The sequence below is a fragment of the Streptomyces sp. NPDC036815 genome, assembly GCF_055609205.1.
Map to the genome: position 1 here is coordinate 402487 of NZ_JBVJPW010000001.1, position 12634 is coordinate 415120.

A 12634-nucleotide genomic window follows, 5' to 3' on the forward strand; every position below is an offset into this window, starting at 1 on the left:
TCCTCTGTGTCTTTGCCCCCCCCGTGTGGGTGACGGAGTTATCCACAACTGCCGGGTAATCCACGGGAATTGACCAAGATCAACAACTTTGGCCGACGGTGCCTAACGTCGTCGGCATGGCACTTCGATCACTTTCCCGGACATCTTCCGCAACGAGCGGGCCCGGCCGCGGCCCCACTTCCGACGGCCGCGTGAGCCACCGCGAAGCCCGCGGGCGAGCGCGGCGCAGACGCGCTTCGGCGGGGGCGAGGGCGGCTGCGAGGACGGACGCGGAGGCGGTGCGACTGCGGGCGGAGAGGCTTTTCGCCGAGCCGTCGGAGGTACGGGCGGGGACGGAGCCGCGGTCGCAGGTGCGGGGGCGCCCCGGAGCGCCGCTTCCGGCTTCGTCGGGTTCGTTGCCGCGCTCGCCGCGGTTGGGTGTGGCGGCTGCCGATGCGGGGCTGGTGGACGGGGGCGGCTCGGCTGTTGGCGGTTCTGGTGGTGGCGGTTCCGTTGGTGGCAGGTCTGTGCAGCGCGGGCGTGAGCCGCGTGTGCCCGCGCCCGGGTGGGCGCGGGAAGCAGAGGCGGACGCGAAGGAAGGGGCCCCGGACGCGCGTGCGGAGAGGGACGCGGAGGCGCGTGCGGAGGGAGACGTGGAGGCGCGACCGGGGCCGCCCTCGCGGTGGGAGCGGGTCGGGTTCGCCGTGCGGGACCGATTGCCGCTGTGGCTGCAGGCACGGTGTGGTCTGGAGCGGCGCGGCGTCACCGCACTGGCCGTGGTCCTCATCGTCGCCGCGGTCTTCGCCGCTCAGCACTTCTGGACGGGCAGGGCCCAGCCCGTGCGGCCGCCGGACGTGGTGCGCGAGGCGGGCTCCGCCGCCGACCGGGGTGCGGAACCGGCTCCCTCACCGGGGCCCTCGGCGCAGGCGGGAGAGCCGGGAGAGTCGGCAGGGCCGGGCGGCGCGGCGGCCGGTGGCGGGGCTGCGACCAGGATCGTCGTGGACGTCAGCGGAAAGGTCCGCCACCCGGGGGTTCTCCGGCTTCCTGCCGGGTCGCGAGTGGCCGACGCCCTGCGGGCCGCCGGTGGGGTCCGACCGGGCACGGAGACGGAGGGCCTCAATCGCGCGCGGTTCCTCGTGGACGGTGAGCAGGTGGTCGTGGGCGGGCCCGCGACGGCGGCCGGAGCGGGCGGAGGCGGCGCCGGGGTGGGCGCCGGATCGGCAGGGGCGGCAGGTGGCGTGGGAGGAGGCGCGGGAGGTGTCGCCGCCACCGGTCCGATCGGGCTGAACACGGCGACGGCCGAGCAGCTCGACCAACTCCCCGGAGTCGGACCCGTATTGGCCCAGCACATCCTCGACTACCGCGCCGAGCACGGCGGATTCCGCTCGGTCGAGGAGCTCCGCGAGGTCAACGGCATCGGCGACCGGCGCTTCGCCGATCTGCAAGATCTCGTACGGCCATGACGCGCGCGGCGGTTCACCTCGCGTCGGGCCACCGTCTCGGCGCCTCGCATCCCCGACAGGAGGGTCCTGCCGACCTCCGTCTCGTGCCGCCCGCTCTCGCGGCATGGGTCGCGGCCGCTCTGATGCTGGACGCCCCGGCCCTTTGGGCGGTGGTCACGGTGGCGGGGTGTGTGCTGGTGGCCGGAGTCCTACTGATGATGTGGACGGCTCGCGGGCGAGTGCCTGGCCGCGAGTGGAGGCCGCGGGGGCATGGGCGATACGAGCAGGTGCCGGGTCGGCGGCAGTGGGGGTGGCTTTCGGTGGCGGCGGTTCTGCTCTGCGTGGCCGGGGCTGCGGCTTCCGCGGCGTTGCACGGGGCGGATCTGCGCCGTGGTCCGATTCCTGGGCTAGCACGTGAATACGCGCAGGTGGAGGCCGAGTTGGAGGTCACATCCGACCCTCGGCGCACCCGCTCCCGGGTGGCCGGGGCGCACACGATGCCGCCTGCTGTCGCCCTGGACGCCGAGGCGGTCCGCGTCACGGAGGCGGACGGTACGTCGACGGTGACGCGCACTCCGGTCCTGGTCGTGGTGAGAGGGGAGACGGCGGGCTCGGCGGAGGGTGCGGCTTCTATGGGTTCGCCCGGGGCTTCAGGCGGCCGAGGCGGGGCGGCAGGGGAGGAGAGGGCAGGGAAGAGGGGAGCCGGGTCCGAGCAGGGTGCCGGGCCCGATGGCGCCTGGTTGAAGCTGTTGCCGTCGACCCGGCTGCGGGTGCAGGCCCGGCTGGCCCCGCCGTTGCCGGAGGGGGACAGGGCGGCCGCGGTGCTCAGGGTGTCCGGTGAGCGGGTGCCGCGTGTGGTCGGAGAGCCGTCCGGTACGCAGCGGCTGGCCGGAAGGCTGCGGGGCGGCCTGCGTGCGGCCACGGACGGGTTGCCGGCCGATGCCCGGGCGCTCATCCCCGGCCTCGTCATCGGGGACACCTCACGTGTACCGGTCGAACTGGACCAGGCCTTCCGGGCGACCGACCTCACACATCTGCTTGCCGTCAGCGGGGCGAACCTCACGATCGTGCTCGTCCTGCTCATCGGACCCCAGGGCACCGCCCAACGGGTCGAACGGCGGGGTTTGGCGCCCAAGTTGGGCATTCCGCTCCGCGCGACCGCGGTGCTCGGCGGGGCGCTCACGCTCGGGTTCGTCATCGTCTGCCGGCCCGACCCGAGCGTGCTGCGGGCCGCGGCCTGCGGGCTGATCGTGCTCCTCGCCCTCGCCACCGGTCGGCGCAGATCCCTCATCCCGGCGCTGGCCACGGCGGTCCTGTTGCTGGTCCTGTACGACCCGTGGCTGGCGCGGAGTTACGGCTTCGCGCTCTCCGTGCTCGCGACCGGGGCGCTGCTCACCCTCGCGCCGCGCTGGGGCGCCGCGCTGCGCAGAAGGGGCATGCCGCCGCGGCCGGCCGACGCGCTGGCCGCCGCGGCCGCGGCGCAGGTGGTGTGTGCACCCGTCGTCGCCGTCCTGGCGGCCCGGGTGAGCCTGGTCGCGGTGCCGTGCAATCTCGTTGCGGAGTTCGCCGTCGCACCGGTCACGGTGCTCGGTTTCGCGGCGCTGGCCGTGGCGCCGGTGGCGATGCCGGTGGCCCAAGGGCTTGCCTGGGGCGCGAGTTGGCCTGCCGGGTGGATCGCGGGGGTCGCCCGCACAGGGGCGGCGCTTCCCGGGAGCGGGGTCGACTGGCCGGGTGGCTGGGGCGGGGGCTTCCTGCTCGCGCTCACCACAGCGGCCGTCGTCCTGGTGGGGCGGAGGCTCGTGAGGCATCCGTGGCTGATCGTGGCCTGCGCTGTCCTGCTCTTCCTGGTGGTCGTTCAACCCCCTCCCGTCACACGGGTGATCGCGGGCTGGCCGCCTCCGGGGTGGCGTCTGGTGATGTGCGATGTCGGGCAGGGCGATGCCATGGTGCTCGCGGCGGGGGAGGGGTCGGGGGTGGTGGTCGACGCGGGGCCCGACCCGGTGGCGGTCGACCGGTGCCTGCGTTCGCTCGGGATCACGCGTGTGCCGTTGATCCTGCTCACCCACTTCCACGCCGACCATGTGGCGGGGCTGCCGGGGGTGTTGCGGGGGCGTGAGGTGGGGGTGATCCAGACGACGGGGTTCCAGGAGCCGCCGGGGCAGGCCGAGTTCGTGCGGGAACAGGCGGCGGCCGCGCGGGTTCCGGTGACCCGGGCCGAGGCGGGGGAGCGGCGCAGGGCGGGTCCGCTGGACTGGCAGGTCCTCTGGCCGCTGCCGCTGGGATCGGCAGGGGCGTCACCAGGTTCGGGTTCGGGGGGTCCAGCAGGGTTAGCAGGCGCACCGGGTGCACCGGGTGCAGGAGGTGGCTCGCCGGGCGCGCCAGGCCCAGGAGGCGACTCACCGGGGGCACCGGGCTCAGGAGGCGACTCGCCGGGCGCAGCAGGCCCAGCAGGCGGCTCACCGGGCCCAGCAGGGCGAGCGAAGTGGCCGGGACCTTCGGGGGCGCCGGTGCCGCGGCCCGACGGGCCGAACGACGCGAGCGTGACGTTGCTCGTGCGGACGGGTGGACTGACCCTGTTGCTTCTCGGGGACCTCGAGCCCCCGGCGCAGCGGGCCCTGCTGCGCACCCCGGCGGCCGCCTCGCTCGCCTCCGTGGACGTGCTCAAGGTCGCCCACCACGGCTCGGCCCGGCAGGATCCGGGGCTCTTGCGACGGGCGGCCCCACGGCTGGCGCTGGTCTCTTGCGGCGCCGACAACTCGTACGGACACCCTTCGCCCGTCACGCTCGCGGCGCTGCGGGCCGGGGGAGCGGAGGTGTTGCGTACGGACACGAAGGGGGCGATCGCGGTGGTGGCAGTGGGGCGGCGGTCGGCGCCACGGCTCGAAGTGGCCACCCGGCCGCCCTGACGCCCGGCCCCTCCCGAGTCCCCGGCCCCTCCCGAGTCCCCGGCCCCTCCCGGGTCTCCCGGGTCTCCCGGGTCTCCCGCCCCTCCCCAGGCTCCCGCCCGTCCCGGGGCCGCCCTGCTGATGAGCAATTCGGGCTACTCGCGACACTTCCAGCGCAACGTCTGCATTCCCGTGATCTAGGTCCGTGTTGCGCCTAAAGCCGCAACGGTGATCGAATGCCTCTTCGTTGCAGTTTGCAGGCGTTGTCAAGTATCGCGGGGATGTGTCGCAGGGTGTTCGGCCGTTGGCTGGGAAACCGTATGAATCGGGCCGGACGGACGGGGCCCTTGTCGGTGCTCACGGTTCCGTCGAGTGCGGGAGTGCTCAGCTGTCGGGTGCTCGACCCGGTCAATGAACCCGTGCGGAACGCCGAGGTCGCGGTCAGTGACGCCATGGGGCGCAAGATTGTGAGCGGGGGCACGGATCCGTACGGCTCGTTCGTCACGGCGGTCCCGGCCGGGGACTATCGGCTCGCTGTCTCCGCGGAGGGGTTCACCCCGTACCGGGCCAGCGCCACGGTAGGGGAGGACGCGCACGCCTCGATCGGTGACGTCACGCTCCAGGTCGCCCAGCCTCCGGCGCTGCCCGAGCCCGGCGACTGGGAGATCGACCCCCTGCACTCCTCGGTCGGTTTCACGGCGCGCCACATCGGGCTCGCGCGTATCCGAGGACGGTTCAACACCTTCGCGGGCGCGATACGGATGGGCGAGCGGATGGAGGACTCCGCGATGCACGTCGTCATCGACGCGGCGTCCATCGACACGGCGGTCGCGATGCGCGACGACCATCTGCGCTCAGGTGACTTCCTCGATGTGGCGCGCTTCCCCACGATGGAGTTCTACAGCGAGCGCTTCGTGCACAAGGGCGGCAGCCGCTGGGCGATATCCGGCGGCCTGACGCTGCACGGGGTGACGCGCACGGTCACGCTCGACACGGAGTACCTCGGGGTCGGCAAGGGGCTTCAGGGCGAGACCCGCGTTGCCTGCCGCGCCAGCACCGAGCTGCACCGCGACGACTTCACGATTACGTGGCAGACGATGCTCGCGCGCGGCATCGCGGCCGTCGGACACAGCATCACGATCGACCTCGACATCCAGGTCATCCCCAAGAGCTGACCACCACCGGCGGCCGTGGGCAACCATGGCCGCCTCGCCGCCTCGCCGCCCGCCGACCCCCTGCCCCGCCGCCGCGACACCCCTGCTGTCCCGCGCCGTCCCGCCGTCCGTTGCGGCGTCCGCTACGGAGCTTCCAGCCAGCCCTCGTGCTCGGCCGCGAGCGCGTCGAGCGCGGCCGGGTCGAGGCGGGACTCGGGGTCCTCGACCACGACCAGCCACTGGGCGTCCTCGGCGTCGTCCTCACCGGCCAGCGCGTCCCTGACGAGCTGCGGCTCCTCGGCCACGCCGAAACGGTCGGGGAGTTCTTCCGCCACCACCTCGGCGGCGTCGCGGTCGGGCAGGACAAGGACATGTCGTACGTCGGTCACGGGCCCATTCTCCGACATGGGCCCGCCCCGCACGGCAGGGGGCGGGCCGTGCGGGGCGGGCTGTCGGTGCCGCGTGGGATGCTGGTCCGCGATGGCCAGGAAGACAGCAAACGACGATCCGCTCGCTCCCCTCACACTCGCCGTGGGGCAGGAGGACCTGCTCCTCGACCGCGCCGTGCAGCAGGTGGTCGCGGCCGCCCGAGCCGCCGACGCGGACACGGACGTGCGCGATCTCACCTCCGACCAGTTGCAGCCCGGCACGCTCGTCGAGCTGACCAGCCCGTCGCTCTTCGCCGAGCGCAAGGTCGTCGTCGTACGGAACGCGCAGGATCTGTCGGCGGACACGATCAAGGACGTCAAGGCGTATCTGGGGTCGCCCGCCGAGGAGATCACGCTCGTTCTGCTGCACGCGGGCGGTGCCAAGGGCAAGGGCCTGCTCGACGCCGCGCGCAAGGCGGGGGCCCGTGAGGTCGCCTGCCCGAAGATGACCAAGCCCGCGGACCGGCTCTCGTTCGTGCGGAGCGAGTTCCGCGTCCTTGGCCGGTCGGCGACCCCCGAGGCGTGCCAGGCGCTGGTCGACTCGATCGGCAGCGACCTGCGGGAGCTCGCCTCCGCGGTGTCCCAGCTGGCGGCGGACGTCGAGGGCACGATCGACGAAGAGATCGTCGGGCGGTACTACACGGGGCGGGCGGAGGCCTCGAGCTTCGCCGTGGCCGACCGGGCCGTGGAGGGGCGGGCGGCCGAGGCGCTCGAAGCGTTGCGCTGGTCGCTGTCGACCGGTGTCGCGCCCGTCATGATCACGAGTGCCCTCGCGCAGGGGGTCCGGGCGATCGGCAAGCTCTCCTCCGCGCGCGGGGGGCGTCCCGCCGACCTCGCCCGTGAGCTGGGCATGCCGCCCTGGAAGATCGACCGGGTGCGGCAGCAGATGCGTGGCTGGACCCCGGACGGCGTGGCCGCGGCGTTGACCGCGGTCGCGGCGGCTGACGCGGGGGTCAAGGGGGGCGGTGACGATCCCGAGTACGCGTTGGAGAAGGCGGTTGTGGCTGTTGCCCGGGCGGCGAGGGCGCGGCGCTGAGGCCTGGCGGTATCCGCCGGGTGGGTGGCGGGGTCAGGTTCCGTGTTCGCTCGTCTGCGGGTGAGTGGGGGCTGGTCGCGCAGTTCCCCGCGCCCCTGGGGAGCGTGCCCTGTTCTGCCTCTGCGGGTACGTCGTGGCTTGTTGCGCAGTTCCCCGCGCCCCTGACCGGCACCAGGCGCGCCCCGCACCGAGCCATGCCCCGGAACAGCACCATGTCGGCCACAGCACCATGTCGGCCACAGCGCCATGTCGGCCACAGCGCCACGTCGGCCACGGCACGGTCCCCGAACACAGCGATGCCCCCGGAGTGGGCCGGGGGCATCATCGCAGCGTGGCGTACTGCGTGGTCTGTCCGCGATTCGAGGTAGAGGGCTCGAATTACCCTCGCGGGAAGGATTGATCAGCGCCCCGGCGAACCGGGGCAAAGGCTTCAGCCCTTGAGGGACGCGGCCTTCGTCGCAAGCGCCGACTTCTTGTTGGCGGCCTGGTTCTTGTGGATGACACCCTTGGAGACAGCCTTGTCGAGCTGGCGCGTGGCCTCACGCGTGAGCTCGGCAGCCTTCTGGGCGTCACCGGCGGCAACGGCCTCGCGGGCCTTGCGGATCGCGGTCTTCAGGGAAGACTTGACCGCCTTGTTGCGCTGACGCGCCTTCTCGTTGGTCTTGATCCGCTTGATCTGGGACTTGATGTTCGCCACGAAAGAGCCTTTTCAGGTTCAGGTACTGCAGAGGTACTGCAGATGAGTGTTATGACACGCGCCTCGATGCTTGAGAGGGCTACGAGACACAGCTGTCCACGGTACCAGCCGCCGTCGGACCGGCCCAAACCGAGCGCCGGAGTCCTGCCGCACCCCTCCGACCGGCCCAAACCGAGCGCAGTGCCCCACCCATGGGACGATGGAACCTACGTATAGATCCGACCCGAGGCGACAGGCGCCTCAAGAGACAGGACCCTGCGTGCCCGCGACCCCTAAAAATGTGCCCGAGCCGAGCCGTACCGATCCGGCGCTGATCCGCAATTTCTGCATCATCGCGCACATCGACCACGGCAAGTCCACGCTCGCCGACCGCATGCTGCAGCTCACCGGTGTGGTGGAGCAGCGGCAGATGCGTGCTCAGTACCTCGACCGCATGGACATCGAGCGCGAGCGCGGCATCACGATCAAGTCCCAGGCGGTGCGTCTGCCCTGGGCCCCGACCGAGGGCCCGGACCAGAGCAGGACGCACATCCTCAACATGATCGACACCCCGGGCCACGTGGACTTCACGTACGAAGTCTCACGTTCGCTCGCGGCCTGTGAGGGCACGGTCCTCCTGGTCGACGCGGCCCAGGGCATCGAGGCGCAGACTCTCGCCAACCTCTACCTGGCGATGGAGAACGACCTCAAGATCATCCCCGTACTGAACAAGATCGACCTGCCGGCCGCCCAGCCGGAGAAGTTCTCCGAGGAGCTCGCCAACCTCATCGGCTGTGAGCCCGAGGACGTCCTGAAGGTCTCCGCGAAGACCGGCATGGGCGTCGACGCGCTGCTCGACAAGGTCGTCGCCGAGATCCCCGCGCCCGTCGGTGTCGCGGACGCCCCTGCGCGCGCGATGATCTTCGACTCGGTCTACGACTCCTACCGCGGCGTCGTCACGTACGTACGAGTCGTCGACGGCCAGCTCAACAAGCGCGAGCGGATCCGGATGATGTCCACCGGCGCCACGCACGAGCTCCTCGAGATCGGTGTCTCGTCCCCCGAGATGACCCCGGCCGACGGCATCGGCGTCGGTGAGGTGGGCTACATCATCACCGGCGTGAAGGACGTCCGGCAGTCCAAGGTCGGTGACACGATCACCTCCCTGAACAAGGGCGCGACCGAGGCCCTGGGCGGCTACAAGGACCCGAAGCCGATGGTCTTCTCGGGTCTCTATCCGCTGGACGGCTCGGAGTACCCCGACCTGCGCGAGGCTCTCGACAAGCTGCAGCTCAACGACGCCGCGCTCGTGTACGAGCCGGAGACGTCGGCCGCGCTCGGCTTCGGTTTCCGCGTGGGCTTCCTGGGGCTGCTGCACCTGGACGTGATCCGTGAGCGTCTCGAGCGCGAGTTCGGGCTCGACCTGATCGCCACCGCCCCCAACGTGGTCTACCGCGTGATCATGGAGGACGGCACCGAGCACACGGTCACCAACCCGAGTGAATTCCCCGAGGGCAAGATCGACCAGGTCTTCGAGCCCGTCGTGCGCGCCACGATCCTGGCGCCCAGCGAGTTCATCGGTTCGATCATGGAGCTGTGCCAGAACCGGCGCGGCGTCATGCTCGGCATGGACTACCTCTCCGAGGACCGCGTCGAGATCCGCTACACGCTGCCCCTCGCGGAGATCGTCTTCGACTTCTTCGACCAGCTGAAGTCCAAGACGCGGGGTTACGCCTCGCTGGACTACGAGCCCACCGGCGAGCAGTCCGCCCAGCTCGTCAAGGTCGACATCCTGCTCCACGGCGACAAGGTCGACGCGTTCTCGGCGGTCACGCACAAGGACCAGGCGTACGCGTACGGTGTGCGGCTCGTCGCCAAGCTGCGCGAGCTCATCCCGCGGCAGGCCTTCGAGGTGCCCGTCCAGGCGGCGATCGGGTCCCGGGTCATTGCCCGCGAGACCATCCGCGCCATCCGCAAGGACGTCCTCGCCAAGTGTTACGGCGGTGACATCTCCCGTAAGCGGAAGCTGCTCGAGAAGCAGAAGGAGGGCAAGAAGCGGATGAAGATGGTCGGCTCCGTCGAGGTGCCGCAGGAAGCCTTCATCGCCGTGCTCTCCAGCGACGACAGCGGCCCCGGCAAGGCCAAGAAGTAATCACCCCGACCGCGGCGCAGCCGCGGTCACGCGGGCCCGGTGCGCACACGCATCGGGCCCGCGGCGCTTCCGGGCGGCGGGCCCGTTCCGTAGGGGTGTCCGGAGAAAGTGACAGGCAGCTGCCCCTTACGCGCCGGGCGTCGGAGCTCTACTCTGATCACCACTCGTAGGTTACTCACAAGTTAAACAAGTAGCCGCAGGGGCATCAGAGCAGACGCAAGACGCAGACCTGAGAACGCAGACGTAAGAAGCAGCCGCCAGCCAGTTCGCCGCACAGTCGTGGGCCCGGAGGATGTCGTGAGCGACACACAGACCTTGATCGAGAACCGTCCGCCCTCCGTGGCGCACCTCTTCGTGGAGCGCGTGGCGGCCACTCCGGACGCCGAGGCCTATCGCTACCCCGTCCCGGCCGCCTCCGGCGAGGGGCCCGACGAGTGGAAGTCGCTCAGCTGGTCGCAGGCCGCCGACCGCGTGTACGCCATCGCGGCGGGCCTGATCGAGCTCGGTCTGGAGTCCGAGGACCGCGTGGCCCTCGCCTCCTCCACGCGCGTCGAATGGATCCTGGCCGACCTCGGCATCACGTGCGCGGGCGCGGCCACCACGACGGTGTACCCGCAGACCAACGCCGAGGAGTCGGCGTACATCCTGGCCGACTCCGGCAGCCGGGTGCTGATCGCCGAGAACGCCGCGCAGCTCGCCAAGGCGCGGGAGAAGCGGGCCGACCTGCCGGAGCTGCGGCACGTCGTCGTCCTCGACGCCGAGGGCGCCGAGCCCGCCGAGGGCGACCCCGAGGGCTGGGTGCTCACGCTCGCCGACCTGGAGGCCCGCGGCGCCGCGCACCTGGAGAAGAACCCCCAGCTGATCAAGGAGCGGATCGCGGCGATCACCGCCGACCAGCTCGCCACGATCATCTACACCTCCGGCACCACCGGCAGGCCCAAGGGCGTGCGCCTGCCGCAGGACAACTGGTCGTACATGGCCAAGGCCATCGCGTCGACCGGGCTGCTCGGCCCGGACGACGTGCAGTACCTGTGGCTGCCGCTCGCGCACGTCTTCGGCAAGGTGCTGACCTCCGGGCAGATCGAGCTCGGGCACGTCACCGCCGTCGACGGCCGCGTGGACAAGATCATCGAGAATCTTCCGGTGGTGCAGCCGACGTACATGGCCGCCGTGCCGCGCATCTTCGAGAAGGTCTACAACGGCGTCGCGGCCAAGGCGCGGGCCGGCGGCGGGGCCAAGTACAAGATCTTCCAGTGGGCCGCCGAGGTCTCCCGCGAGTACGCGAAGGTCAGCCAGGACAACTTCCGCAGGACCGGCACCGCCTCGGTGCCGTTCGGGCTGCGCGCCAAGCACCGCACGGCCGACGCGCTCGTCTACTCCAAGCTGCGCGAGGCCTTCGGCGGGCGGCTGCGGGCGGCGGTCTCCGGCTCCGCCGCGCTCGCGCCGGAGATCGGGTACTTCTTCGCCGGTGCCGGCATCCACATCCTGGAGGGGTACGGCCTGACCGAGTCCTCCGCGGCCTCCTTCGTGAACCCCGGTGAGGCCTACCGCACCGGCACCGTCGGCAAGCCGCTGCCCGGCACCGAGGTGCGGATCGCCGACGACGGCGAGATCCTGCTGCGCGGCCCCGGCATCATGGAGGGCTACCACGGGCTGCCGGAGAAGACGGCCGAGGTCCTGGAGTCCGACGGCTGGTTCCACACCGGGGACATCGGCGAGCTGTCCGTCGACGGCTATCTGCGGATCACCGACCGCAAGAAGGACCTGATCAAGACGTCGGGCGGCAAGTACATCGCGCCCGCCGAGGTCGAGGGCCAGTTCAAGGCCGTCTGTCCGTACGTCTCCAACATCCTCGTGCACGGCGCCGACCGGAACTTCTGCACCGCGCTCATCGCCCTCGACGAGCCCGCCATCCTGGACTGGGCCAAGGAGAACGGCCAGGAGGGGAAGTCGTACGCCGAGGTGTGCGCCGACCCGGCCACGGTCGCGCTCATCGACGGCCACGTGCGGGAGCTCAACGAGGGCCTGCAGCGCTGGCAGACCATCAAGAAGTTCCGGCTCCTGCCGCGCGACCTGGACGTCGAGCACGGCGAGCTGACGCCCAGCCTGAAGCTGAAGCGCCCGGTCGTCGAGCGGGAGTACAAGCACCTCATCGAGGAGATGTACGCGGGGTCCCGCGAGGCCTGAGACCGGCCGTGCGCGGGGCCTGAGCCCGTCGGGCCGGGCTCAGAACGTCGTACCTGTGCTGTGTCGTGCCTGTGCCGTCCGGCGGGCGGGGCGTCCCGTTCAGACGTCCCGCCCGCGGCGCATTTCCTGCACCAGTTCCTCCATGTGGGTCACGTGGCGGCGCAGTTCCAGGACGTCCCCCAGGCTGCTCGCGGCCATATGGGTCTCGATCGCGGACAGGCGCGCCGCCAGCTCGTCGAACTGGCGCTGCTCACGGGCCAGTATCCGTTCCAACTGCTGGTTCTTCCGGTGCAGTTCGAGGAACACGGTGACCTTGGCGCGCAGCACCCACGGGTCGAAGGGCTTGGTGAGGTAGTCGGCGGCGCCCGTCGCGTAGCCGCGGAAGGCGTAGCCCGCGTCGTTGTCGGTGCCCGTCAGGAAGATGATGGGCACGTCCTTCGTCTGGTCGAGCCGTTTGATGTTGGACGCGGTCTCGAAGCCGTCCATGCCGGGCATGCGGACGTCGAGGAGGATGACGGCGAATCGTTGCCGCAGGATCGCCTTCATCGCCTCCTCGCCCGAACGGGCGCGGACCAAAGGCTCGTTCAGTGACCCCAGGACAGCTTCGAGTGCCATCAGATTGTCCTCCATGTCGTCGACAAGGAGGATGCTTGCGCGGTTGTCGGTCGTGGCCTCAGCGCTCATGGTGACGGTGC

General features: G+C 71.1%; 9 protein-coding genes. 6 read left to right on the forward strand and 3 right to left on the reverse strand.

Translation table 11 applies throughout. The annotated features are described in order from the left end of the window. Positions 1 to 632 precede the first annotated feature (632 nt). The 3 genes from ACZ69I_RS01780 to ACZ69I_RS01790 all read left to right on the forward strand — a co-directional run bounded on the left by ACZ69I_RS01780 (position 633) and on the right by ACZ69I_RS01790 (position 5481). Positions 633 to 1442 carry a ComEA family DNA-binding protein gene (locus ACZ69I_RS01780; protein WP_470830033.1) on the forward strand — a complete coding sequence of 270 codons (810 nt, stop codon included), beginning with the start codon at positions 633 to 635 and terminating at the stop codon, positions 1440 to 1442. Next, positions 1439 to 4327: a ComEC/Rec2 family competence protein gene (locus tag ACZ69I_RS01785; protein WP_470830035.1), complete on the forward strand. Its 2889-nt coding sequence runs from the start codon at positions 1439 to 1441 to the stop codon at positions 4325 to 4327. Before ACZ69I_RS01780 ends, ACZ69I_RS01785 begins: the two co-directional genes overlap by 4 nt. Positions 4328 to 4599: 272 nt before the next feature. Further along, a complete protein-coding gene (locus tag ACZ69I_RS01790; RefSeq protein WP_470830037.1) occupies positions 4600 to 5481 on the forward strand; it encodes a YceI family protein in 882 nt (293 codons plus the stop codon). 122 nt (positions 5482 to 5603) lie between these two features. On the opposite strand, the gene ACZ69I_RS01795 is transcribed toward ACZ69I_RS01790, so the two are convergent. Then, positions 5604 to 5867, reverse strand: a complete 264-nt coding sequence (locus ACZ69I_RS01795; RefSeq protein WP_467669095.1) for a hypothetical protein — start codon at positions 5865 to 5867, stop codon at positions 5604 to 5606. A gap of 73 nt (positions 5868 to 5940) precedes the next feature. Between ACZ69I_RS01795 and holA the strand changes: the two genes are divergently transcribed. Continuing rightward, a complete protein-coding gene (holA, locus tag ACZ69I_RS01800; RefSeq protein ID WP_467669093.1) occupies positions 5941 to 6924 on the forward strand; it encodes a DNA polymerase III subunit delta in 984 nt (327 codons plus the stop codon). A 430-nt stretch (positions 6925 to 7354) separates the two neighbouring features. Here holA and rpsT read toward each other — a convergent pair whose 3' ends face one another. Next, positions 7355 to 7621, reverse strand: coding sequence for a 30S ribosomal protein S20 (gene rpsT / locus ACZ69I_RS01805; RefSeq protein WP_030783448.1), 267 nt, complete (start codon positions 7619 to 7621; stop codon positions 7355 to 7357). Between the two features lie 259 nt (positions 7622 to 7880). Between rpsT and lepA the strand changes: the two genes are divergently transcribed. Then, positions 7881 to 9752 (forward strand): translation elongation factor 4, encoded by a 1872-nt coding sequence (gene lepA, locus ACZ69I_RS01810; protein WP_467669090.1) that lies wholly within the window; start codon positions 7881 to 7883, stop codon positions 9750 to 9752. A gap of 297 nt (positions 9753 to 10049) precedes the next feature. Next, positions 10050 to 11939, forward strand: a complete 1890-nt coding sequence (locus ACZ69I_RS01815; protein ID WP_470830039.1) for an AMP-dependent synthetase/ligase — start codon at positions 10050 to 10052, stop codon at positions 11937 to 11939. A gap of 99 nt (positions 11940 to 12038) precedes the next feature. Here ACZ69I_RS01815 and ACZ69I_RS01820 read toward each other — a convergent pair whose 3' ends face one another. Then, positions 12039 to 12623, reverse strand: coding sequence for a response regulator (locus ACZ69I_RS01820; protein ID WP_467669086.1), 585 nt, complete (start codon positions 12621 to 12623; stop codon positions 12039 to 12041). Positions 12624 to 12634 lie beyond the last annotated feature (11 nt).

Bases quoted from the DNA above. Each gene is read 5' to 3' on its own strand.
- ACZ69I_RS01785 (WP_470830035.1), top strand. From the start codon at position 1,439: ATGACGCGCGCGGCGGTTCACCTCGCGTCGGGCCACCGTCTCGGCGCC.
- ACZ69I_RS01795 (WP_467669095.1), bottom strand. From the start codon at position 5,867: ATGTCGGAGAATGGGCCCGTGACCGACGTACGACATGTCCTTGTCCTG.
- holA (WP_467669093.1), top strand. From the start codon at position 5,941: ATGGCCAGGAAGACAGCAAACGACGATCCGCTCGCTCCCCTCACACTC.
- ACZ69I_RS01820 (WP_467669086.1), bottom strand. From the start codon at position 12,623: ATGAGCGCTGAGGCCACGACCGACAACCGCGCAAGCATCCTCCTTGTC.